Here is a 23,923-nt window from a genome sequence, read left to right as displayed (position 1 = left end):
GGTGACGATCATCGGCGTCCGAGCGCCAGTCGCTTCATGCCCCACCAAGCGACCGGAGCAAGCACGATTACCGTCCACATGCCAGGAACATAGGCGAACACGCGATCGTTCAACCACGGAAAGACGAGGTAATGGGCCAACTCGGTGATGCCCATGGAAGTGAAGAACGTCCACGCGAGATAAGTTCCGAATGGGCTCTCGCGCTTCATCAACGGCGGGATCAATGACCACGCGCCGACCGAAACGATCACCAACGCAAGGACCGTCGGCGACAGTGTCGAAGGTTTGCTGGCCCCAGTGACATTCGATAGGAAGTCGAAGAAGCCGAACTGTTTCTCCTCGACGCGGTGGAGGACAAACAAGAACAACGCGATCCAGTATGGCGCCTTCACATCGGCCCAGTTTCCGTTGGATGGTGTCACCAGCCATAACACCAACCCGCCGGCGAATCCCACAGTGAAGATCAGCATGGTCAATGGTCCGAATGCCACCAAACCCAGCACCAGCGTTCCGGCACTGAGGCAGACCGCGAATAGAACCGAACTCAAAGACGCCTTACCTAACGGTTGCTTGGCGGCTCCAACGCCGTTGCCGGATGGCGGTTCGTCGCTCGTCCCGATAGTTCCGCCATCAGGTCGGGCGGAATCGCCATGGGAGTCATCAGGCCGACGGTGGCCCGGCCGGTGTTTCCCGGAGGATAGCGCCCGCTCAGCGAGCCTGGCGCCGCCACGGTCACCCGGAGCAGTTGTCCGAGTGCTTCGCGCCTATCCCGCTGGCACACCGCGAGATACAGCATCGCAGCGTGGTTGCGCGTGTGAAGCCAGGGGTAGGGCTGCGACACGATGTGAGCACGTTCTAGGTGCAGCCAGCGGTCATCGGTTGAAGCCGCTGCTCTGGCCGAGCCCATCTCTCGGTCATACAGTTCACGAACGTGAGCTGAGGGTCGAATCATGGTGTCTGCCGCCTTTCGGTGAAAGTCGCTTGCTTGCCATTCCTCTGTACGACTCAATTCATTCGCGGGTCGCGAAGTTCGGCGCGGACGATCTGAAACGGCACGGACCAGCTGCTGGCAGGGTGATGGTTAGTGACGACGAGGCGATGGTCGACGAACAGATCCGCAAGGCCGCTCCCCAGAACCTCTCGCGCATGCGCGCGCTCAATCAGTCCGATGTACGCCCGATAAGCCCGGCCAAGTTTGGGCGGCGCGTCGTGATCGATCGCGATAATGGCGCCACCGGGTCGAAGCACCCGAACGGACTCCTTGACTGCCTCGCGGCGGGTATCCGTGGGTAATTCATGCCAGCCGAAGACACTCATCACCACGTCGAAGGTGTTGTCGGGGAATGGGAGTATCGCAGCATCTCCTCGGTGAAGTGTGACGTTGCCAACTCCGCTGCGCCGCAGTTGAGAGCGGCCGACGGCGAGCATTTCCGGCGAGATGTCAATCGAATCAATTCTTGTATTGGGCCTGAGCTCGGCGACCAACCGTGACGCGTAGCCGGTACCGCCACAAAGCTCGAGCACTCTGCGCGGCCGCTCGGCCGCGACCTCCTGGGCGAGGCGCTGGTGCGGGCGACCGAGCATGAACCGATTGCCGGCCTCCAGCAATGGCCCGGCGAGGAGAAACTTCAGTCTGTTCCGCGTCCACCGTGACGACGTGCTCATGCTGTTTTGCCCTTCCGTGTTCACCACACCATACATAGTGACATTCGCATATGTCTATATGTTTCTACGTCAGCGAGCGTCGCTCAGCGACTGCAGGAGTGCGGGTATCCGCCGGCATGGCCGTCACCCGTTCCACGAGTCGATCGAATTCCTCGCCCCAGCCCGCGTTGTCGGTGCGCGCCAATCCCCCCATCTCGACCTCGGCGTGCTCCGAATCCAGTCCCTGCCGGATCTTGATCCACAATCGTCGGCGTCTGACGACCAGCGACACCAGAAGTCCCCCCATCATCGTGATGGCGAAGACCAGCACCCAAACCTGCGCCGGGTCGTAGGAGACCTGGAGGCTCACGAAATCTGTGACGGCGTCGAATCTGATGATGGTGCCATCGTCGAGTCGCGTTTGCTCTCCGAGACTCAGATTGACGCGCGCCATCCGGACGAGGCGGCCCTGGTCGATCATGCGTCTGTCGAGCGCGAAGATTGATTGCGGCCTACCGGTGTCGAGCCCCGTGTCACCTTTGTAAATGTCGATAGCCACTGCGGGGTCATTCGCGGCCGGGAATGCTGACGACAAGAGCGTGCCGTCGCGCTGCTGCGTAGGCGCGAGAAGCCCTTCAATCGCGATCTGGTTCTTGCGTCGCTCGCCAGGATCAGGGAACGTACCGGCCGGAGGATCGAATCTCAGTGCGCCCGCGGACAACAGCGTCTGCAGCTCTTCGGGCTGCCATTGCAATGTCTGGGTTCGTTCTTGCCCGTCGGGGAAGACGACCGTGAAGGTTGGCGCGTAGCCATGCCCCAGGAGGTAGACACGAACGTCGCCGACCCGAAGGGGGTAGTTGACCCGTAGCGGGTAGGACCGCCAGGTGCCGTTGATAAGGTCTTCGTCCGCCTGATACTCGACGTCCGCGGAAAATGAGGTCGCCTGACCGCTGGGTTGAAACTCGGCGTCGAAGTTGTTGACTCTCAGACAGATCGGATAGAGCGATGTGCCGTCAACGGTAGTTCCTGGCCGGAACGCGTCGAACGCGGCGGGCGACGCTGAGCACAACCCGGGCCGTCCGTCAGCGATCACGATGGCGTTTCCCTCGTAGGCAAAGAGTTTGCCCGCTGCCATCGCGACCAGGAGGCCGATCAGCGAGAAATGAAAGACGAGGTTCCCCGCTTCGCGCAGATAGCCGCGTTCCGCGGATAGCTCTAGAACATCGCCGTCTCTGCGTAAGACGGTGCGCCACCCGCGGAGTCGGCGCGACATCTCGTCGGCGACCGTCTGCGGATCCCCTATAACAGCGGGGTTCTGATGTTTGGGGAGTCGGCTGAGGTTGCGCGGAGCGCGCACGGGCGTGGCGCGAAGACTGCGCGCGTGATCGATTAACCGCGGCACCAGGCAGCCGATTAGCGATACGAAGAGCAGGACATAGATCGAGGTGAACCACACGCTGGAGAACACGTCGAAGATCTGCAAGCGGTCAAGCCATGGGGCGAGATTCGGATTGTCAGCGATGTAGCGGTCTACGGTCGTCGGGCTGACGGGGCGCTGCGGCCACAACGCCCCGGGAATCGCTGCAAGAGCCAACAAAAACAGCAGGGCCAGTGCGGTACCCATCGAGGTGAGTGTGCGCCACGTATTACGCACCAAGGCGCGAGCGCGTTTCATATCGGCAACGTCGTGTTCGTGACGAATGCGTCTCGGACCCACGTGACGAATTCATTCCACAGTCCGGTCACCAACGCGGCACCGACCGCGACGAGCATCACTCCCCCGACGATCTGGATGGTGCGCGTGTGGTCGCGCAGCCAACTCAGAGCGTGTATTGCACTCGCAGAACCCAAGGCGAGCAAGAGAAATGGGATGCCGAGCCCCATGCAGTAGGCGATGACGAGCACCATTCCGCGAGCAATGTTCGCGCCTTGGGTCGCCGACGCTACGGCGATGACACCGGTGAGCGTCGGCCCCAGACAGGGTGTCCACCCCAAACCGAAGACTGCTCCGAGCAGAGGGGCACCGCCGACCGTGGACAAGGATCGAGGGGTGAATCTGATGTCCCGTTGGAAAGTGGGGACGAACCCCATGAACACCAATCCCATGAGGATGGTGACGACGCCGCCGATACGTTGCAGCAGAATCTGATTGGCGATGACGGACGTCGTCAGCCCGAGAATCGCGATCGTTCCGAGCAGGAAGACGGCGGTGAATCCCGCAACGAACAGCGCGGCCGCCCCCGCCACGCGGAGTCGAGCGCTTCTGGACGCGCGGTCGGCCGACCGGTCATCGACGCCGACCACCGCGGCCAAGTACGAGAGGTAGCCCGGCACCAACGGCACGACACACGGCGATGCGAACGACACTAACCCCGCCAATACAGACACCAGGAGGGCGAGCGCCACCGGCCCAGTGGTGGCGATCTCGGTGAAATCGTTCACTGCCGCCTCCAACACGTCACGCCGTGACTGCGAACGCCCAAAGAGTGTCCTCACCAGAATGTCTACGTATCTACTACGTAGGTTAGTAACATTACGAACACTGGCAAGTTCTTGTCCAACACCGCAGTGCGACATCCCAGCGCAGACAGGTACCGTCTGTCCTACGTACTTCGTTAGTAGATTGCGATCGGGAGGCTGCAGCGTGGCCGATTCCACGTCCTCCGGCTTCGCCGCGCATGTTTGACGGCCTTGGCACGCTCCCGTTAGAGCCGCCCACACTCGGCACGTTGATCGGTTGGTACCCGACCGCCGTCCCGCTGTTCCCGGCGCTGGCCGCCCTGGCAGCCACCCTTTACCTTGTTGGTGTACTTCGCTTGCACAGGCTGGAGCGGCCGTGGCCCTGGCCGCGCACGGTGAGCTTCCTCTGCGGATGCCTCGCCCTGGCGGCGGTCACCGGGCTGGCGATCGAGGGATACGGATTTCGGCTTTTCAGCGCCTTCATGTTTCAGCACCTGACGCTGTCGATCCTGGTGCCGCCGCTGCTCGTGCTGGGCAGCCCGGGGGCCTTGCTGCTCAGGTCGACGCCCCATCACGGTGTTGGCCGGTTCGCACTCATCGTCGCCCTCGGCGCATTGCGCAGCCGAGCTGCGCGGATCCTGCTACACCCCGGCGTCACGATCCCGCTATTCCTGTTCAGCTACTACGGCCTGTACTTATCGAGCCTTTTCGACGTCGTGGCGTCGTCGTGGATCGGCCACACTGCCCTGGAAGCGTTCTTCCTCGCTTCCGGAATCTTGTTCATCGTGCCAATCCTGTCTGCGGATCCACTTCCGGTGCGGCAGTCGAACCTGGGCAGATTTTTCGACATCTTCCTGGAGATGCCGCTGCACGTGTTCATCGGCGTGATCTTGATGATGGCGCCACGGGCATTGACGACTACCTTCGCTTCGCCGCCTCCGGAATGGGGCATCGATCCCGTCGCAGACCAGGCCGTCGCCGGGGCCCTCGCCTGGTCATACGGGGAGCCCATCGCACTGTTGACGGTCCTGATCTTCGCCATTCGATGGCGGCGGGACGAGGAGAAGACGGCAGTGCGGCACGACATCGAAGGCGGAACCCATGATGAAGACCTGGCGGCGTACAACGCCTTTCTGCAACGTCTGCACAATCCTTCAGCCACTGACCCGGATTCCTCGTCGGACCGCACACCCTAGAAAGTCATTACAACGTCCGTTAGTATGTCGAGATGACCGAGTCAATGGACAGTTGCGATCTCCTCTGCCTCGATCTGCCTCACGCGGAATCAATCCGCGCATCACTCCCCAACCTGGCGGCGGTCGAGTCCGCCGCCGCGGCGTCCCGCGCCCTGGGCGATCCCACACGTCTGTCCATTGCGACCGCGTTGAGCAACGGGGACGAGCTGTGCGTCTGCGACATGGCATGGGTAGTCGGGTTGGCACAGAATCTCGTCTCCCACCATCTGAGGCAGTTGAAGATCGCCGGCCTGGTCTCCTCGCGGCGCAGCGGCAAGCTGGTGATGTACCGGCTGACCGAACGTGGCCGCCAGCTCGCCGCGGCAGTACTGGCTCCGATACGCGCCGAGGAGGTTGATCATGTCTGATGCATGCTGCGCGACCGACGTGAAGGATCCAGAGTCAGGGCCCGAACGGCTCTGGCGGGTCCGCGAACTGCAAATGTCAGCCGCCGCGGCGGCGCTGCTCGCCGTCGGCTGGCTGATCGGGCCCGCCGGCTATGAGCGCATAGCGTTGGCGACCGAGCTGATCGCCGCGGTCGTCGCGGCATCGACGTTTGTCCCCGACGCGATTCGAAACGCATGGCACCGCCGCATCGGGGTCGGGACACTGATGACCATTGCCGCGATCGGCGCCATTGCTCTCGGCCAGATTGCAGAAGCGGCCCTCTTGGGCATCTTGTTCTCGATCGCCGAGGGGCTGGAGCACTACGCCGTTACCCGTACCCGCCGGGGTCTTCGCGCGCTGTTGTCACTAGTGCCTCCGCAGGCCTCTGTCATCCGCGACGGTCACGAAGTGGTGGTGTCGCCGGAGGACCTCGTCGTTGGTGATGTCATGGTCCTGCGTCCGGGCGAACGCGCCGCCACCGACGGAACGATCACTACAGGCCGGACCAGCCTCGATCTGTCAGCCATCACCGGTGAATCCGTCCCTGTGGAGGCTGGCCCGGGCAGCGATGTCTACGCAGGTGCGATCAACGGAGGTGGAGCGATCGAGGTCAAGGTCACCGCCTTGGCCGCCGACAGTTCTCTTGCCCGCATCGTTCATATCGTCGAGGAAGCGCAGGAGCGCAAGGGCGTCGGGCAACGACTGGCGGATCGGATCGCACGCCCCCTGGTTCCGGCCATCATGGCGCTGGCCGCAGCCATCGCGGCCCTCGGGGCGCTACTGGGTGACCCGATGCTGTGGATCGAGCGGGCGCTGGTGGTTCTGGTCGCCGCCTCACCGTGTGCGCTCGCCATTGCGGTTCCTCTCACGGTGGTGGCGGCCATCGGTGCCGCCAGCCGCCAGGGGGCCCTTGTCAAGGGTGGCGCCGCGGTCGAAGAACTTGGGCGCATCAAAGTCGTCGCCCTGGACAAAACCGGGACGTTGACGCGGAACAAGCCTCAAGTGGTGGAGGTCGTCACCGTCGAAGGGACGACCGCATCGGAGGCTTTGCGGGCAGCTGCAGCCCTCGAATCACGCAGCGAACACCCTCTCGCACAAGCGATTTTGGCTGCCACAACCAACGTGCCGCCCGCTTCCGACGTCACCGCGATCGCCGGCCACGGCATCGAGGGCCGCATCGACGGAGCGCAACTGCGACTCGGTAAACCCAGCTGGGTAGCCCCGCTCTCCCTCGCCGATGACGTCGCCCGCATGCAGGGTGCCGGCGCGACCGTGGTGGTGCTCGAACGGGACGGCCGAACGCAGGCTGCGATCGCCGTACGCGACGAGCTTCGCCCCGAAGCTCCCGAGGCGGTGAGACTGCTGAGCAAGATCGGTATCGAGGTGGCGATGCTCACCGGCGACAATGCGCTGACCGCCAAGGCGCTTGCGAGGGATGCGGGGATCACGAGAGTCGAGTCTGAGCTCCTGCCGGAGGACAAGGCGCGAATGCTCGGCGAATTGTCGCGCGGTCGCCCCATCGCCATGGTCGGAGATGGCGTCAATGACGCCCCAGCTTTGGCCACTGCCGATATCGGGATCGCGATGGGGGCGATGGGCACTGACGTCGCCATCGAGACCGCTGATGTCGCGCTGATGGGTGAGGACCTGCGCCACCTCCCGCAGGTCCTGGCCCATTCCCGCCGTGCACGGCGAATCATGGTGCAGAACATCGGCTTTTCGATGGCAATCATCGGGTCTTTGATTCCGTTGGCGGCGTTCGGCGTGCTCGGACTAGCAACCGTGGTGTTCATCCATGAGGCTGCCGAAATTCTGGTGATCCTAAACGCAATTCGAGCTGCACGCACCCCATCATTGCCCGGGTTGACAGCGGCGCCCGTTAACAACTCGGCAGCGCATCACCTCAATATCGGTCAGGCGCCTACCCCCATTGACGCGTGCTGCGGTCCTGCCGTCGTCGCACCGCAACGCTCATCGCTGCCGTTGACCCTGATCGAACCTGCCCCTCAGGGCTCGCCAGATGACGGGTGTGACTGCTGCTCCGCGGTTGAATCCTCAGCGCCACAACAGCTAGAGATCAGCAACAGCGAACGGCGCGATCAGCGTTGACGAAAAAATGCCGACGTTGACGCCGTGAACGATCCCGACCCCGATCGCGCTAACCTTCCTTCCTCTGCGGCACTACCCGGCATCGGTGCGCGGACTGCGGCGGTCCTTGTATTCGCCTCGTCGGCCGCGGTGCTCGTCGTCGAGATCACCGCGCTGCGGTTGCTGGCGCCCTACCTGGGGCTGACGCTGGAGACCAGCACACTGGTTATCGGGATCGCTTTGGCAGCAATTGCTCTCGGCTCCTGGGCAGGAGGACGGCTTGCTGACCGCGGCGATCCTCGCCGCTACCTCGGGTTGTCTCTGGGAGTATCCGGCGCCGTGGTGGCGTTCACGCCGGCCGGAATTCGGATGGCGGCCGAATGGGCGCCTCCGACGCTGCTGCTCGTCGCTGCGCTGGCGATCCTGGTGCCCGGCGCTCTGCTGTCCGCGGTGACTCCGATGGTGACCAAGATGCGCCTGCTCACCCTGGCGCAGACCGGGACCGTCGTGGGACAACTCTCCGGACTAGGCACGATGGGCGCTATCGCGGGCACCGTCCTCACGGGGTTCGTGTTCATTTCGCGAGTGCCAGTCAGTGTCATTCTCATCGGGCTCGGCCTCCTGCTGGTTCTCGGTGGCATTCTCATCGAATGGCGCCTACGCCGCTGGAACACCAGGACCGCCATCGTGCTCACCATCGCTGTCTTCGGCGCCGGACTGGCCGGCTATACGGCTCCTGGCGGATGCGATGTGGAGACCAAATACCATTGCGCCCGGGTTCTTTCCGACTCCGAACGAAACACTGGCCGCACGCTCGTCCTCGACGGTGCGCGTCACTCCTACGTCGATGTACTGGACCCGACACTGTTGAAGTTCCTGTACATCCGCGCCTTCGCAGCGGTTGTCGACGGGGCCTTCCCGGCAGGCGAGCCGCTTCAGGCCCACCACCTCGGTGGGGGCGGGTTAACATTCCCGCGGTACCTCGCCGACTCACGGCCGGGAACCCAGAGCCTCGTCTCGGAAATCGACGGTGGTGTGGTGAACATCGATCGCGAACAGCTGGGATTGGTTTCCGACTCGGGTATTGAGGTCCGCGTCGAGGACGGTAGGCGCGGGCTGGCACAACTTGCCGACGACAGCCGCGATCTGATCGTCGGTGACGCCTTCGGCGGCGTCAGTGTGCCGTGGCATCTGACTACTGTGGAGGCGCTTGCCGACGTACGCCGGGTCCTCAAGCAGGATGGCATCTACGTCGCAAACCTTATCGACTACGGCAGCATGGCATTCGCCCGCGCTGAAGTTGCCACACTCACAGAGGTTTTCGACCATGTCGTCCTCAGCGGTGAACCCAACGACATCGGCATGAATTCGGCGGAACCCAACGGCGGGAATGTGGTCGTAGTGGCCTCTGATCGCCCCGTGGACCGTCGCGCGATACAGAGCATCTTGGACACCCGCCAGACGCAGTGGATCACGACAGCTGGTGCCGAACTCTCGACGTGGATCGGTAATGCCCGGGTGCTCACCGATGACTATGCGCCAGTAGACCAACTCCTTGATCCCTATCGGCGGGAACTGAGCGGGTCGTAGTCGGCGCTATGGCGGCGCCCGTCTGATCCGTTTAAAGACTCAAGAGAATTCGGCTGAGTTCGGTGGTCGTAGTGACCCCGTCCTCGTATCCGCCCTCGCCGCCGAGTGAGTTCATGATGGCCAACGTGTATCGCTGCTGTGGTCCGGCGAAGCCAACGGAGTTGACGACCCATCCACCTTCCTCCTGGGACCAGCCGTTCTTACTCCCGGGATTCATGGCCTTTCCCGCTCCCCACACTCCCCACTGCTGATCACCGACGACGCGTTGCATCTCGGCGACGACGGCGGCTGCGTTCGCCGGTGTGAGCTTGGTCAGGACGTAGTTCATCAGTCCGTCGAAATCGTCGGCAGTTGCCTTCTGATATCCCCAGTACGGATAGACATCACCAAAACCAGGCTGTGGTCGCACGTTTGGCATGCCATAGCGCGCGAAATTGGTGTTGAACACCTGTATCGAACCACCGTAGCGAGACCACAGCGCGTCAGCCGCAGCGTTATCAGAACTGCGCAGCATGTCGGCCATCTGCTGCCGGTCGGCGGCGGGCAGGCGAAGGGCACCAGCCTGTTCGCGCGAAAGAAGGTCAGCGACCATCGCAAGCTTGATCGTCGACGCGGTCCAGATCGGCGTGCCGGCCTCGGCATTGCGATATCGAGCCCCCGTCGCGCGATCCCGGAGGACAAATCCTACTGTTCCTGGCCGGGTGGCGATGTATCGCTCAGCGGCGGCGAAGCGATCACGCAACACACATTGGACATCAACGGAGGCACAGGACGAGCTCGTGTCGGGCTGAGCCTGGACACCGGCGGTCACGGTCAGGGATCCACTCACGGCGACGACGGTCGCCAACAACCTCCAGCAGAACGATTGAGCCACTACACCACTCGATTCCAGCCGCGACGCCACCGACCTGTCATCGCTTCTACTGCTTCAGTACGTAGGTAGGTGTAGCACGGACAACACCGTGAGCGGCGGCGCAACCGCGGTGTGTCGATAAGATCAGCGGTGTTTCAGCAACACGGAGATTCGGCGTTGTCACGCAGGGCCGAGACGGCAGCTCCCTCGGGCACATACGTTTGCGGCCGCCGGACAAACTGCTCAGCACAGAGCGGGGAACAGAACCAGTACAAGCGGTCCTCATGCGTCGCCGCTGAATGCCTGGCGTCAGCCGAAAGGTGTACGCGGCAGACCGGGTCGACGTGATCTTGGTGGCTGGACCCTGAGTCGATGATGACGACATCGACGGGCGCACGCACATTACGGATGGTGGTCGAGCCGATGTCCCTCACGAGGTCAGCAGGCACACAGGCACGCGAGGCGACGTCGCGTGTCGTCGCGACTTGTCCGCCGTGGGCGAGTCCAGCCAAGCGCGCTGCGGTATTCACCGTGGCACCAAAGATGTCACCGCGGCGCCAAATCACCGGGCCTTCGCTGAGGCCGGCACGTACCAACGGGAAGCCGGGAGTGCGACGGGCCGCCTCGCCGAGACGAGTGAGATAGGCAAGAGCCGCGTGGGCATCCGGCGCTGTCACCATGACGGCATCGCCGATGGTTTTGATGAGAGCATCGCCAGGGCCCAGGACTTCCGTCGCGATGGAGCCGAATTGATCTGCCAGTTCCGCAGCGCGGTGATCCCCATGGACCTCGGTTGAGTGCGGTGTAGCCTGACATGTCGGCGAAAATGACGACGGCCTTCGCGTCTGCATGCTCGAAGCCGCTCACCCGACACCTCCCGTCACGGTCACCGAACCCACAATACATGCATATATGCGCATATGTCTATGCGCTCGTTAGCGGGGCACACGCCTGTTTGTCCGACCCGGTCAGCTTCGGACTTCGACGTCGTCGATCCTCGTCACGTCGCCGTCTTCGGGTCCGTGGGCACGGCCGACGTGCGCTTCTCGACGCATCCGCTCGATCATGTGCGGGTAGTGCAGCTCAAATGCCGGACGCTCCGAACGGATCCGGGGCAGCTCGGTGAAGTTGTGCCGCGGCGGTGGGCAGCTGGTGGCCCACTCCAGCGAGTTGCCGAAGCCCCAGGGGTCGTCGACCGTGACGACCTCGCCGTAGCGCCAGCTCTTGAACACATTCCACAGGAACGGCAGCGTCGACGCACCCAGGATGAAAGCACCGATCGTCGAGATGATGTTCAGCGTGGTGAACCCATCGGTGGGCAGGTAGTCCGCATAGCGCCGGGGCATCCCCTCATTGCCGAGCCAGTGCTGCACCAGGAACGTGGTGTGGAAGCCGATGAACGTCAGCCAGAAGTGCACCTTGCCCAGGCGTTCGTCGAGCAGCCGGCCCGTCATCTTCGGGAACCAGAAGTAGATGCCCGCATAGGTGGCGAACACGATGGTGCCGAAGAGCACGTAATGAAAATGGGCCACAACGAAATACGAATCCGTCACCTGGAAATCCAACGGCGGACTCGCCAGCAGCACGCCGGACAGACCGCCCAACAAGAAGGTGATGATGAAGCCGACCGAGAACAGCATCGGTGTCTCGAACGTCAACTGCCCCTTCCACATCGTGCCTATCCAGTTAAAGAACTTGATACCCGTGGGCACGGCGATCAGGAACGTCATGAACGAAAAGAACGGCAACAGCACCGCACCGGTGGCGTACATGTGGTGCGCCCACACCGCCACCGACAGCGCCGCGATGCCCAGCGTCGCGTAGATCAGCGTCGTGTAGCCGAAGATCGGCTTGCGGCTGAACACCGGGAAGATCTCACTCACGATGCCGAAGAACGGCAACGCGATGATGTACACCTCGGGGTGCCCGAAGAACCAGAACAAGTGCTGCCACAACAGCACACCGCCATTGGCGGGGTCATAGACGTGGGCGCCGAGATGGCGGTCGGCGGCCAGGCCAAATAAGGCCGCCGTCAAGATGGGAAAGGCCAACAGCACCAGGATCGACGTCACCAGGATGTTCCAGGTGAAGATCGGCATCCGGAACATCGTCATACCGGGAGCCCGCATGCAGACCACGGTCGTGATCATGTTCACCGCCCCGAGGATGGTGCCCAGACCACCGACGGCCAGACCCATGATCCACAGGTCAGCACCCGCACCCGGCGAGTGGATCGCGTCCGTCAGCGGCGAGTAGGCGGTCCAGCCGAAGTCGGCAGCACCACCAGGGGTGACGAAGCCCGCGGTGGCGATCAACGCACCGAACAGGAACAGCCAGAACGAGAAGGCGTTCAGCCGCGGGAACGCCACGTCCGGAGCGCCGATCTGCAGCGGCAACACCAGGTTCGCGAACCCGAACACGATCGGGGTGGCATAGAACAGCAGCATCACCGTGCCGTGCATCGTGAACAACTGGTTGAACTGCTCGTTCGACAAGAACTGCAAGCCGGGAGAAGCGAGCTCCGTGCGCATGAACAGCGCCATCAACCCACCGATGAGGAAGAACGCAAAGCACGCGACGCAATACATCATGCCGATCAGCTTGTGATCGGTGGTCGTGATCAGCTTGTAGATCAAGTTGCCCTTGGGGCCGATCCGCGCCGGGAACGGACGCCGGGCCTCAAGCTCACCGATAGCGGAGACATCCAGTGCCACACCGACCTCCAGAGCTACGGGCCGGGTATTCACAGCCCGTCCATCTACTATCGAGCTTAGTAGATAAACGTCTGGGGTTGAAAGCCCCTATCGTCAGATGGATACAGGAGATGGATGCTCTCGCTTCCACGCCCATTCCGAACCCTCTTCGCCGCGGCTGTCACCACCGTGGTGCTTGCCGCGTGCACGGAGTCCGGACAGACATCGCCGGGTAGCGGAAGCTTCGACTTCGTCTCGCCCGGCGGAAAAACCGTGTTGTTCTACGACCCGCCGACGGACCGTGGATCCATTGGCGCAATGTCCGGTCCCGACTTGATGAACGACGCCACTGTCAGCGTGGCCGACTTCGCCGGCGACATCGTCGTGATCAACGTGTGGGGGTCGTGGTGCGCACCCTGCCGCACGGAGACACCGGAACTGGAGACCGTCCACGCCGAGTTCCAGAGACGTGGCGTTCAATTTCTCGGGATCAATGTTCGCGACAACCGTGAATCGGCACGCGATTTCGTCACCGATCGCAATGTGACGTACCCATCGATATTCGATCCCGAGATGCGCTCACTCATCGCGTTTGGGCGCCGCTATCCGACCAGCGTCGTGCCGACCACCGTCGTCCTCGACAGACAACATCGGGTGGCTGCGGTGTACTTGACGGCGGTACTTGCCGAGGATCTGCGGCCCTTACTCCAACGCCTCACCGCGGAGTCCTGAGTCGTCCGAAGATGGCCTGCGCCAGCCGTCGAGCAGATATCCAAATCCACTAGAAACGAGATCGGCGCGCAGTGCCGGACTTGGCCTGTGAGCACCAAGCCATTGACGTAAGACCTCTGCCTGCTTGCCGTGCGGCGCGTCCGCGGCGCCGGCGTCATCGAGGATGAAATAGCACAACGTTTCCCGCCCATAGCCCCCGAGTTCCATCGTGTAGTCGGCACAGCGCAGGTCCATTGCGGCCAGGTGGAGCTCCAACCACACGGGCATCCACGGGTCGCACGGATCCAATGGCGGCGAAGTAACGAACCACTCGTGAAACTCGTCAAATAGATTCCGCGGCAGCGGTATCCGACACCGCACCAAGGCGCGCACTGACGCGAGAATGACATGGACCGACTCCGAAGCGTTGAGTGCCACACACATCGTTGAACGCTCGGTATCCGATAGACATGAGTCAGCGACCTCCCACATCAATTCGGCGAGTGCAAACTCCTCGCGCATTCAGCCTCCGGCAGACCCGCTAGCACCAATGCCTTACTATCTCAGATAGTACTGAGTTAGTACGTAGATAAGCTGATCGAGCAAGAGGCGGACGATGGCAACTGGTACTGCGATCACCTCGCGGGTGCACTCGCTCAATCGTCCCAACATGGTGAGCATCGGCACCATCGTGTGGCTTTCGAGCGAGTTGATGTTCTTTGCCGGCTTGTTCGCGATGTACTTCACCGCCAGGGCTCAGGCCGAGGAGTGGCCACCGCCTCCGACTGAGTTGAACCTCACTCTGGCAGTGCCGGTGACTCTCGTTCTGATCGCCTCGTCGTTCACCTGTCAGATGGGGGTATTCGCAGCCGAGCGAGGCGACGTCTTCGGATTACGCCGGTGGTACACGGTCACATTCTTCATGGGCCTGTTCTTCGTGCTCGGCCAAGGCTACGAGTACTTCAAGCTCGTCGAAGAGGGCACGACAATCGCGAGCAGCGCCTACGGGTCAGTCTTTTATCTGACCACCGGTTTCCACGGTCTCCACGTCATCGGCGGTCTGATCGCCTTCGTCATGCTGCTGGCGCGCACCAAGATGAGCAAATTCACGCCCGCCCAGGCGACGTCAGCGATCGTCGTGTCCTACTACTGGCATTTCGTGGACGTCGTGTGGATCGCCCTTTTCGCTGTCATCTACTTCGTGAGATGAGATTCCAGCGTTGGCTGGCGGCCGCCGCCGCAGTCGCATGCCTAGCCATCAGCGTGCCATCAATCGCAGTAGCGCAGACCTCGCAGCCCGCCGCTCCGACAACTCATTCCTACGACGACTCCCATACGTCGGAGAACCGCAGCGAATCGCTGCCGGCGTTGTGGATCTTCGTCGGCGCCGTCGGGGGGCTCGCGCTCATCGCCACACTCCTCATTCGGCATAACGCCTCTGGCGGGCGCCATTCGACCACTCAGGAATGACAGATGACGGCGATGAGCACTGGGGCGAGGACCACCGCCGCCAGGGCTGAGATCGTTGCGATTCGCTCGCGCAGGAGGGCGCCGGCTACGGCCGGCACGGCGAGACGCTCAGCCCTGGCTAGCACGGCAGTGTCGGCCGCTCCGAGCGCGCCGTCTGCAGTTCGAGGGGCTCCCGCGAGAGCAATCAAGCCATCCAGAACAGTCTCACGTCCGTGACGGCGCGCCGCCGTATCGTCGGCACACATCTCGAGCAACCGACCTACCACTGCAACGGCGTTGGGAAGCAACGGGAATCTCGGCATCGAGGTTGCCAATGCTCGTAATGCCATCATGAGCTGAGGATGACGGCCCGCCAGGTGGGCACGCTCGTGGGCCAGCACTGCCGCCAGCTCTGCCTCGTTCAGTGTCGACATCGCTGCGCTGGTCACTACGATCGCGTCCGGACGTCCCACGACGCAATATGCGGCCGCGCTTCGCTCCTGGAGCACGACAACTCCCGGATGTGTCGACGGCGACCCGAGGATGTGCGCGGCGTGCGCATGCTCCCGGCTGCGCCGCCAGAATCGACGGACCGCGACCAGCGACCGGCGCGCCACCACTGACGTCGCGATCAATGCGGCAGCGCAGGCCACGATGATGGCAACGTGGCCGGCCCACCCCAGATGGTTGAGCGCCAGCAGTGCGTCCATGCAATAGCGCAAAGGGCCGGCGGGGTGGGGGCCAAAAACTTCAGCAAGCATGCCGACCGCGCCAACGAGCCACGCGGCAATAGCGATCACAATGGTCACCAACCACAGCACGACCGACAACCGAGGCGCTCCACCACCGCGTGACAGCCAGGAAAGAAGTCGCGGCCCCATCCACACCAGTGCTGCCCCATAGACCAGCAGGCAGAGTGCCGCGCTCATGATTTACGAGAGCGACGACTGACTTTGCGCAACGCCGCACGGAGTCGCTCCGACTCGTCGTCGTTCATCTGGCGCAGAAAGTAGCTCAAGACGACGTCGACGTCTCCCCCGTGCTGAAACGCGTCACGCATGAGTTGAGCGGACCGTTCTTCGCGGGTCATTGCCGCCCAGTAGCTATAAGCTTTGCCAACCCGTCGACGCTCCAACCAGCCTTTACGGTGGAGGTTGTCCATGGTGGACATCACGGTTGTGTAAGCGATATCCCGTTCAGCAGCCATGTCATCGAAGATCTCCCGTACGGTGACCTCTTCGCCGTAGCCCCACACGTGATCCATCACCGCCGACTCCAGGTCGCCGAATCCCCGCTGCTGCACCGCCCTGGCTCCTACCCGTCGGACAATATCTGCACCTTATGTTAGCTGCCAGCCTCGTCGAAGTGCGTCAAGCGACAAGCCGCCAAAGGCGGAGTCCCCGCGCATGCCAACGACCGAGCGCCTGATCCACCTGCACAACGCGGCTGCACGAGCGATCGATCCCCGACGGGAGCACCTTGCCCCGCCCACAGCATCATCTACTATCCGCCTACGTACTATTGTACTTAGTAGCCGGTGGCCTCGGCCACGACCCATTGCGCGCGGACATCAAGAGGAGACTTGCGGAGTGTCACTTTCGCATCGAATGCTCGGCAGCCAACCCGGACATCACGCGGGGATAATCCACAACCCACGCACGTACGAGATGCTCGCCAACCTGCAATTCCTCGGCAAGCGGCGACGGATATGGAGACAGTTCGCAACAGCATCTCGCGCCACCCTCGGCGAGAAAGTCATCGACATCGGTTGCGGGACCGGCTACTTCGCCGCGACACTCGCACCCATCGTGGGTAGCGGCGGTTTCGTCGTCGGTATTGATCCGTCCGCGCAGCTCATCCAGTACGCCGACGATCACACTCCCGTGAACTGCGGCTTCACCGTGACGGGCGCTGAGAATCTACCGTTCCCGGACGCAGCTTTCGACCTGGCCGTGTCAAGCCTCGCATTCCACCACATTCCCGAAGAACTCTGGCCCCAGGCCCTCAGTGAGATATTTCGCGTTCTACGACCAAGTGGCCGACTGTTCCTGGCCGACTACCGTCCGCCCGAGCGCCGCTGGGCGCAGAAGTTATTGAAATCTGTCGGAGGCGAGCAAGCCACGCACGACCCTCGGCCAGACCTCAAATCCGCGATTTTGACAGCCGCTTTCGCCATTTCCGACGTAGGCACATATCCTCGCATGCACCACATCGTGGCCTTCAAGACACAGACGGCTGCATGAGGTAGCACTCACGCCACCTCCACCCACCCACTTTCACGTTTGGCAGAGCGCGATGACCACGGCTGGTGCCGAGATGATGAGCGCCATCAATGCCAGCAGCACAACACGGTTGAGGGTTTCGCCGACTCCTCCGCCAGAGGTGCTGAGTCGGCTGGCACGCAAGGTAAACCCCTGGTCGGCGACTCCCAGAGCGCCGCCGGGCGACAGTCGATACGGCGCGGTGAAAACCAGCAGACTGTCCAACAGAGCATCGCGACCATGGCTACGGGCGGCGCGGTCGTCGGCACACATTTCGACCAAGAACTCGACGGTAGCCGCAGCAGCCCGGAATAGCGGTACTCGCGGCACTGATGACGCCAGTGCACGCAGAGTCATCTTGATTTGAGGGTGACGGCTCGATAGATGAGCACTTTCGTGAGCCAAGACAGCGGCAAGCTCGGTCTCCTTCAAACGCGCCACCGCGCCGGTGCTGACCACCACGGCATGCGGGGGCCCTGCTACGCAATATGCCGCGGGCTGATCGGCCTGGATGAGAAAGACTCCCGGATGCTCGGTTACTGATCCGAGAATCCTTGCTTCTCTAGAGATCTCACTGCTTCGCTCCCGAAATCGCCGTAACGTCAGGAAGACACGTTTGGCGATCAAGATGGACACTCCCAGGACAAGAAGCGCGGAAGCGACAAAGACGACGTGCCCACGCCAACCGAAGTGATTGAGCGCGAGAAACATATCCACACAGAGTTGCGCGGGCAGTGCCGCGTGTTTGATCAGGAGCTCGGCCATGACATTGACGCTGGCCGCCATCCAGGCGGCGAGGGCACAACCCACGGCAGTGAGCCAGACCGCCACGGACAGGCGCGGATTGCGTCCACTACGAGTCACCTTCTCAAGGACCGGCGGCAATAGCCAGGCCAGAACGAAGCCGTAGAGCAGAATGCAGAGGGCGAAATTCATGACGCCCGGTGCCGAGGCGCCTTGCGCACCGCAACCCGAAGTCGTTCCGACTCCTCGTCATTCATCTGACGCAGAAAGAAATTCAACACCTGATCGGCGTCGCCTCCGGAATGCAGCGCATGCGCCATCAGGTGAGCCGACCTCTCCTCGCGCGTCATCGTCGGCCAATAGCTATAGGCCTTCCCGATCCGCTTCCGCGCGAGCCACCCTTTCCGATGCAGGTTGTCCATCGTCGACATCACCGTGGTATACGCGATGTCTCGGCTCGCGACCAAATCATCGAACACTGTGCGGACCAACACGGGGCCCCCCGTTGCCCAGACCCGATCCATCACCGCCGACTCCAGGTCTCCAAAGCCCCGCTCCTGCACCGTCACTCCTACCGCGAATGTCGTCACAACGATGATTCCTTCAATATGCCCGCCGCTAACAAGTTAACCGCACGGGGACCACTTACGTACAGCGTCACCGCATTCAATTGGCCACTAAACCCCCGCGTCGAGGTCCCAGGTCTGTGACAAACGTGAATTGAGAGACCAAAGTGATATACGTTGCGTCCACGTACGTAGCTGCGTAGTAGATTGGCTCACCGCGGAGGCGAAAGGTATATCCCAATGGATCCGGCGCAAAGACCGGCACGATGGGTGCTAGCGCTGTCCATGGCTTCAAAGCTGGCGTTCAATTGGGTCGGCACCGCCACTGCAGAACCCGGCTCAGCGCAGGACAATTCCATCGCGCGACTGGGCGGAGATGTTGCGCGCGCCGATCAACGCCTCGCCGATCTGCAGGCCTCTGTCCACAGCCAGTCATGAGAGCGCTCGTCCAGGTCGAAAGCGCCCGCGCCGACAAGACTTCTGTCCAGACTGCCCGCAGCCGGGCCCAAGACGCCACCACCCGGATGGAAGACGCCCAGCGTCGGTCGACGAGTTCACCGCCACGCAGTACATGAGTGGACCCGCGGAGAACACGATCTGGGCCCCAAGCCGAGAAGAGGTCGTTTCCGTCGCGCGAACACAGCAGACGCTCGCGTTGGCCTTCACTCGAAGCCCGTAACGAGCTGAAAGCAGCGAGAACCGAACACACGAATCTCGAATCCGCGGCTCGTCGAGCTCAATCCGACGCGAGATCGCAGAACGTCTGGCGCAGAGTCGCTACGACGAAGCTGTCGACGCTGTGCGCGCCTCCGAGGATGCCTTTATCGCGCCACGGAGCGAAATCGACTCTGCCACCGACGAAGCGCGGACGGCGCGGGGGCGACTCGAGAAGGCCCGCAGTACCCCACCACCGTCCGAGCCGGGTAGCTGGGATTCTGCGCCCGACACCCAGGTCACTGGCACAGAGTGGGACACCGCCGTGCCGGCGGTTCCCGCCGCGGACCTCTCGGATCCGGTGGCGATTGTCAACTCGGTGCTGCAGATCTCGGCAGCGTCCGCACAAGTCACAGCCAGCCTCGGGCGGCAGTTCCTTGTCAAGCTTGGCTTGATAGCCGAACCCTCGCCCTCTGTTGCCGCCGTTCCTGGGCAGATTCCGCGCGTATACGGCCAGCAGGCAGTGGAATTCGTCATTCGCCGAGGCATGACCCAGCTCGGTGTCCCGTATTCCTGGGGCGGCGGGAACGCCAGCGGGGCCACCCGTGGCGTCGATCGAGGTGCTGGCACAGTCGGTTTCGACTGTTCCGGGCTCATGGTCTTCGCCTTTGCCGGGGTTGGCATCAGCCTTCCGAAATACTCTGGCGCGCAGTATGAAAAGGACCGCCGGGTGCCTGTGGGAGAAATGCGTCGAGGTGATCTGATTTTCTACGGCCCCAACGGCAGTCAGCACGTTGCGATCTATCTGGGTCAGGGCCAGATGCTGGAGTCACCGTTCACAGGCTCCCAAGTGCGGATCGCTCCTGTCCGCACCAGCGGGATGACCTCGCACGTCGTGCGACTCATCGACTACTGACAGTCGGTCAGCGCAGGGCGCTTCCGCTGATCCACTTCTCCCAAGGCACGGACCAGTCTCCGTTCTGCCACTGTTCCAGCGGTGCGCCGCCGGTATTGCGAATCTCCACCACGTCACCCGGGTTGGCAAACTCGTAGTACCACTCGGCGTTCTCTGCACTGAGATTCAGGCAGCCCGCTGACACGTTTGTGTTGCCCTGCGCCCAGACTGTTGCCTCACGCTCGTGGAGGTAGATGCCGTCGGGGCTGATCCGAACCGCGTGCGGGACGCTGATCTTGTATCCGGACGCGGAATCCACCGGTAGCCCGTACGTCGACGAGTCCATCAGGACGGGATTCTGCTTCTCCATCACGGTGTACACACCGGGTTGCGTCCAGAACGCAATAGTCTTGCCGCCGACGGTTTCCGTGCCGCCCCTGCCCATCGACGTCGGCATCGTCCGTATGAGGACGCCGTCTTCGTAGACGCTCACCTGCTTGGTGGTGTCGTCGGCGATCGCGATCCGCGATTGCCCGATCCGGAAACTGACCTGCTTGTCCTCTTCACCGAAAAGGCCATCCCCCAGGGGGGTGCCGTAGAGACCGGCCTTGACCGTCACTTCGGTGCCGGAGGGGAAGTATTCGCGCGGGCGCCAGTGTGCCTTTCGGTCGTTGATCCACGTCCAGGCACCCTCGATCTTGGGCGCCGTGGTGACCTGAAGTCGACGCTCGGCGGCAGCCTTGTCCGATATTGCCCTGTCGAATGTCGCCACGATGACAGTTCCGACGCCATAGACGCCGCCCTCCGAAAGGGAAGCGCCATTGGTCATCCCGAGTGTGACGCCGACTTGCGCCTGTGGCGAGACGGTGGAGAACTCCGAGACAGTGGTCACTGTGGTGGCGCCGCTGCCCTGGCCGGTTGCGCTGAGGGTGTATGTCCGTCCATACCCAAGCGGCTCGTCGGGCTGCCAGGCGCGGCCGCCCGCCGTCAACCGACCCGTGACTACTCGACCGTGTTCGTTCTGCATGCGCACGTCGGTCAGCGTGCCTGATGTCGCGGTCACCTTTACCGCGCCGACAGGCACAACATCGCTCGCGCCAGTTCGCGGAAGAATGTCGACCGCGGGCGGTTCGGGCACGGCCTTGGGCTTCTGTTCAGCCTCCAGAGCGCTGGGAGCCACCACTGCGTCAGACAGCCGAGACTTGAGCGCGCTTGTCTGCGATGCGGTCACAAGCACGCCGACCACGGCGAATACGCTCAGCGCAACTATCTTTCGGTGTCCAGCCAACACTTTCATCACAACTATCCGTCGGGGTGGTACCTCGTCAAATTACGTATCCACATAGTAGTTGGTCGATGCGGTGAAGGTGCGACGGCGCGACGACCAGCGGAACGAGTCGCCACACAGGTTCAGTACCGACGCGCGTTGTAGATCGGCGCCATCGTGATAGGGGCGACTTTGACAGGAGTCCCGTAGGTGGATGCGTGCACCATCATGCCGTCGCCGATGTAGATGCCGGCGTGGGAGGCGTCGCTGTAGAAGGTCACGATGTCGCCTGGAAGCAGGGCTTCCAGCGCCACAGGCTGGCCGCCACTGGCCAATGCCTGGCTGGAGCGGGGTAACGATTTGCCTTGCTGCAGGAATGACCACTTGATGAGTCCCGAGCAGTCGAATGCGTTGGGCCCATTCCCGCCCCACACATACGGGGAGCCCACTCGACTCAAGGCCGTCTGCACTACTGCAGCTCCGCCGCCGGTTCCTGCCGGCGGCCCCGGGACGGCGCCGTCAGGGTTCGGCATCGCGACGATATCGGACGGCGGTGGCGGTGCGGCCCCAGAAGGCGGGGGCGGTCCGGGCGCAGCGAGAACGGCGCGCTGCTCCGTGGTCAGAGCCGCATATTGTGCTTCGACACTTGAGATCTGAGTGCGCAGATCACCCTGCCGACGTTGAATGTCGGCGCGCACTTTCGCGGTGGCATCGGTCGCTGCACGCGCCTGCGCGGCAGCGACACGAGACTCGTCTTCGGCCGCGGCAGCACGGGTGCGCGCTGCGCTGAACTGAGTCATCGCGTCTCTCATCTGCCCGGACATCACTCGCTGCACAGACAGCCGGTCGAGCAGCTCCTGGGGTGAGCCGGCACCCAGCGTCGCAGAGATATTTCCGGAAGGTCCACTGACGTACTCGGCGACAGCGACGCGGTCAACAGCAGCTTGATAACTACGCAGATCCGCCGAGGCGGCCTCCGCTCGACCAAGATCCTCCGCCAGTTTCTCCTCAGCGGCTCGCTGCGCCTCGACTTTGAGGTCGAGATCCAATTCAGCCGAATACAACTCTTCGCTGGCTTGTTCGGCTTGTCGCGAGAGCTCCGCCATTCGCGCGAGCGCGTCCGCGGCAGGGTCTGCGCTGACCACGCCCGCGACGCTGGAGGCACCCACCGTCAAGACTGCAAGGGTAAGTAGAGCGATGACGCTTCGCAAAATCTGCGGCGGGCGCCCGTGTCTCAAAGCGACTGTCCTCCGGTGACCTTGATCTACGTAGTTGGTACGTAGATAACGGATCACACTAGAGAACGCTCACACTTTTGTCCAAACAATCAGCCCGCAGAGCATAGGCAAGGCCCGACCCGGGATGACTATGGCGGAATCCCCCGACAGGATTCCGCCATAGCGCCTTCGCCGGGATCAGCCCATACGCGGCGCCGCTCCCGACGTCTGGATAATCTACTATTCAACTTAGTAGATGGTTTGACGTTCTGCTTACGGACGCGTGATCCTCAACCGCCGAAGAGCAGGTACAACCCTGCGAACGTGTAGCCGACCATTGTCAGCATCATCGCCACTTGGCCGGTGATCTGATGATCCCGCGGCAACAGTCGCAGAGCGCGATCATGTGCAGACACCACCGCAACCATGTGTCCCACGACCACGCACGAGACCTTGATCGTCCAGAGCACCGAGGGATGCTGAGACAAGATGTAGCTGACGTCGTCCTGCGTAAGCCCGAGGAGCTGCCAGCCCAGCCCGAAAGGATCTGCTAGGCGCACGATCGTCTCTTGCCCGCGTTCAACGAGGTACGACAAGTAATGGGCGAAGATGTAGCCGACGACGATCGGAATAAGTGAATGCGCCAACTGTCCCGGAAGTTGCTGTCGCTGCTGTGGATTGATGCCCCCCGTCGCCCGAGCGGCGCCACAGAACGTCAGTCCGACGACGGCGACGAACACGAACAGTATCGCCGTCCGCAACGCTGTCGCGCCGCCGGCATCCCCCACGAGTGGAACTGCCGCCGCCGCGCGATCGACGAAGTTCCGAAATGTCGGGGACTGGGAGAAGCTGTCGAACGCCGTGGAGCCCAGCAATACCGCCAGAACTGCCACCGTTCCAGGTCGGACCGGCAGCGTCGGCAGGTGGTCGAGCGGATTGACCCACTCCACGCGTCCGGTGCCTCGGGCACGTCGGAAAGGCGACATCCGCGACACGGCCATGCTGTACACCTCGAAGGGGTCAGCGCGTGCGAACCACCGAGCGCCGAAGACCCAGGCACCGATCCCCACCACCGCCGCGTAGATCAATAGCCACAGCTTGATGGCCGTCAGCGAACCGGGGTCCGGGCTTGCTAGCTGTACTGACCACGGACGTTGGTGACGGCGTGGTGAGGTGACAAGACGAAGACCTCCGAGTGAAGTGCGAACT

21 protein-coding genes and 2 pseudogenes are annotated in these 23,923 nt (G+C 62.6%); 9 read left to right on the top strand and 14 right to left on the bottom strand.

Annotation, left to right across the window (positions count from 1 at the left end):
* Positions 1-8 precede the first annotated feature (8 nt).
* From ACAG24_RS28405 to ACAG24_RS28385, 5 genes are all read right to left on the bottom strand, one after another.
* On the bottom strand, positions 9-470 hold the full coding sequence (locus ACAG24_RS28405; RefSeq protein ID WP_051226470.1) for an HXXEE domain-containing protein: 462 nt from the start codon (positions 468-470) through the stop codon (positions 9-11).
* An 89-nt stretch (positions 471-559) separates the two neighbouring features.
* A complete protein-coding gene (locus ACAG24_RS28400) occupies positions 560-952 on the bottom strand; it encodes a DUF3703 domain-containing protein (protein ID WP_024444614.1) in 393 nt (130 codons plus the stop codon).
* A gap of 53 nt (positions 953-1,005) precedes the next feature.
* Positions 1,006-1,692, bottom strand: coding sequence for a class I SAM-dependent methyltransferase (locus ACAG24_RS28395; protein ID WP_234788711.1), 687 nt, complete (start codon positions 1,690-1,692; stop codon positions 1,006-1,008).
* Between the two features lie 37 nt (positions 1,693-1,729).
* Positions 1,730-3,268 carry a cytochrome c biogenesis protein ResB gene (gene resB, locus ACAG24_RS28390; RefSeq protein WP_409506450.1) on the bottom strand — a complete coding sequence of 513 codons (1,539 nt, stop codon included), beginning with the start codon at positions 3,266-3,268 and terminating at the stop codon, positions 1,730-1,732.
* Between the two features lie 47 nt (positions 3,269-3,315).
* Positions 3,316-4,086 carry a cytochrome c biogenesis CcdA family protein gene (locus ACAG24_RS28385; protein ID WP_024444617.1) on the bottom strand — a complete coding sequence of 257 codons (771 nt, stop codon included), beginning with the start codon at positions 4,084-4,086 and terminating at the stop codon, positions 3,316-3,318.
* Between the two features lie 236 nt (positions 4,087-4,322).
* Here ACAG24_RS28385 and ACAG24_RS28380 point away from each other — a divergent pair, with 236 nt between their 5' ends.
* Genes ACAG24_RS28380 through ACAG24_RS28365 form a run of 4 tightly spaced genes read left to right on the top strand, consistent with a single transcriptional unit; the run spans position 4,323 to position 9,404 of the window.
* Entirely contained in the window at positions 4,323-5,300 is a 978-nt protein-coding gene (locus ACAG24_RS28380) for a cytochrome c oxidase assembly protein (protein WP_024444618.1), read from the top strand.
* Between the two features lie 32 nt (positions 5,301-5,332).
* Positions 5,333-5,707, top strand: coding sequence for an ArsR/SmtB family transcription factor (locus tag ACAG24_RS28375; protein WP_024444619.1), 375 nt, complete (start codon positions 5,333-5,335; stop codon positions 5,705-5,707).
* The gene (locus tag ACAG24_RS28370; RefSeq protein WP_024444620.1) at positions 5,700-7,835 is read left to right on the top strand and encodes a heavy metal translocating P-type ATPase; all 2,136 of its coding nucleotides are present in this window, start codon (positions 5,700-5,702) and stop codon (positions 7,833-7,835) included. Before ACAG24_RS28375 ends, ACAG24_RS28370 begins: the two co-directional genes overlap by 8 nt.
* A 24-nt stretch (positions 7,836-7,859) precedes the next feature.
* Positions 7,860-9,404, top strand: coding sequence for a fused MFS/spermidine synthase (locus ACAG24_RS28365; RefSeq protein WP_064280687.1), 1,545 nt, complete (start codon positions 7,860-7,862; stop codon positions 9,402-9,404).
* A gap of 31 nt (positions 9,405-9,435) precedes the next feature.
* On the opposite strand, the gene ACAG24_RS28360 is transcribed toward ACAG24_RS28365, so the two are convergent.
* Positions 9,436-10,233 carry a serine hydrolase gene (locus ACAG24_RS28360; protein ID WP_370476083.1) on the bottom strand — a complete coding sequence of 266 codons (798 nt, stop codon included), beginning with the start codon at positions 10,231-10,233 and terminating at the stop codon, positions 9,436-9,438.
* Positions 10,234-10,742: 509 nt separating this feature from the next.
* Between ACAG24_RS28360 and ACAG24_RS28355 the strand changes: the two genes are divergently transcribed.
* Positions 10,743-11,054, top strand: a complete 312-nt coding sequence (locus tag ACAG24_RS28355; protein WP_234814211.1) for a hypothetical protein — start codon at positions 10,743-10,745, stop codon at positions 11,052-11,054.
* Between the two features lie 171 nt (positions 11,055-11,225).
* Here ACAG24_RS28355 and ctaD read toward each other — a convergent pair whose 3' ends face one another.
* Positions 11,226-12,971 carry an aa3-type cytochrome oxidase subunit I gene (ctaD, locus tag ACAG24_RS28350; protein WP_024444624.1) on the bottom strand — a complete coding sequence of 582 codons (1,746 nt, stop codon included), beginning with the start codon at positions 12,969-12,971 and terminating at the stop codon, positions 11,226-11,228.
* 114 nt (positions 12,972-13,085) lie between these two features.
* On the opposite strand from ctaD, the gene ACAG24_RS28345 reads away from it, so the two are divergent.
* Complete coding sequence (locus tag ACAG24_RS28345) at positions 13,086-13,682, top strand: TlpA family protein disulfide reductase (RefSeq protein ID WP_024444625.1); 597 nt, start codon at positions 13,086-13,088, stop codon at positions 13,680-13,682.
* A 595-nt stretch (positions 13,683-14,277) separates the two neighbouring features.
* Positions 14,278-14,871, top strand: a complete 594-nt coding sequence (ctaE, locus tag ACAG24_RS28340; protein ID WP_024444627.1) for an aa3-type cytochrome oxidase subunit III — start codon at positions 14,278-14,280, stop codon at positions 14,869-14,871.
* A 250-nt stretch (positions 14,872-15,121) separates the two neighbouring features.
* Here the strand turns inward: ctaE and ACAG24_RS28335 are convergent, their stop codons facing one another.
* Positions 15,122-15,931, bottom strand: a complete 810-nt coding sequence (locus ACAG24_RS28335) for a M56 family metallopeptidase (protein ID WP_370476085.1) — start codon at positions 15,929-15,931, stop codon at positions 15,122-15,124.
* 104 nt (positions 15,932-16,035) lie between these two features.
* Positions 16,036-16,413 carry a BlaI/MecI/CopY family transcriptional regulator gene (locus tag ACAG24_RS28330; protein WP_024444630.1) on the bottom strand — a complete coding sequence of 126 codons (378 nt, stop codon included), beginning with the start codon at positions 16,411-16,413 and terminating at the stop codon, positions 16,036-16,038.
* A 364-nt stretch (positions 16,414-16,777) separates the two neighbouring features.
* Between ACAG24_RS28330 and ACAG24_RS28325 the strand changes: the two genes are divergently transcribed.
* Positions 16,778-17,353, top strand: coding sequence for a class I SAM-dependent methyltransferase (locus ACAG24_RS28325; protein ID WP_160109705.1), 576 nt, complete (start codon positions 16,778-16,780; stop codon positions 17,351-17,353).
* 33 nt (positions 17,354-17,386) lie between these two features.
* Here the strand turns inward: ACAG24_RS28325 and ACAG24_RS28320 are convergent, their stop codons facing one another.
* A complete protein-coding gene (locus ACAG24_RS28320; protein WP_024444632.1) occupies positions 17,387-18,307 on the bottom strand; it encodes a M56 family metallopeptidase in 921 nt (306 codons plus the stop codon).
* A complete protein-coding gene (locus ACAG24_RS28315) occupies positions 18,304-18,678 on the bottom strand; it encodes a BlaI/MecI/CopY family transcriptional regulator (RefSeq protein WP_024444633.1) in 375 nt (124 codons plus the stop codon). The genes ACAG24_RS28320 and ACAG24_RS28315 overlap by 4 nt, the downstream gene beginning before the upstream one ends.
* 970 nt (positions 18,679-19,648) lie before the next feature.
* Between ACAG24_RS28315 and ACAG24_RS28310 the strand changes: the two are divergent.
* Positions 19,649-20,251 (top strand): annotated as a pseudogene (locus tag ACAG24_RS28310) (NlpC/P60 family protein); the annotation flags it as partial.
* Positions 20,252-20,258: 7 nt separating this feature from the next.
* Here the strand turns inward: ACAG24_RS28310 and ACAG24_RS28305 are convergent.
* From ACAG24_RS28305 to ACAG24_RS28295, 3 genes and pseudogenes are all read right to left on the bottom strand, one after another.
* Positions 20,259-21,527, bottom strand: coding sequence for a L,D-transpeptidase (locus ACAG24_RS28305; RefSeq protein WP_051226997.1), 1,269 nt, complete (start codon positions 21,525-21,527; stop codon positions 20,259-20,261).
* Positions 21,528-21,640: 113 nt separating this feature from the next.
* The gene (gene ripC, locus ACAG24_RS28300) at positions 21,641-22,735 is read right to left on the bottom strand and encodes a peptidoglycan hydrolase RipC (RefSeq protein ID WP_207548301.1); all 1,095 of its coding nucleotides are present in this window, start codon (positions 22,733-22,735) and stop codon (positions 21,641-21,643) included.
* A gap of 269 nt (positions 22,736-23,004) precedes the next feature.
* Positions 23,005-23,923 (bottom strand): annotated as a pseudogene (locus tag ACAG24_RS28295) (hypothetical protein); the annotation flags it as partial.

The organism is Mycobacterium bulgaricum (assembly GCF_041287165.2).
In the GTDB taxonomy this organism is placed as follows: Bacteria; Actinomycetota; Actinomycetes; order Mycobacteriales; family Mycobacteriaceae; genus Mycobacterium; species Mycobacterium bulgaricum.
This window is presented reverse-complemented; position numbering and strand designations above follow the sequence as displayed.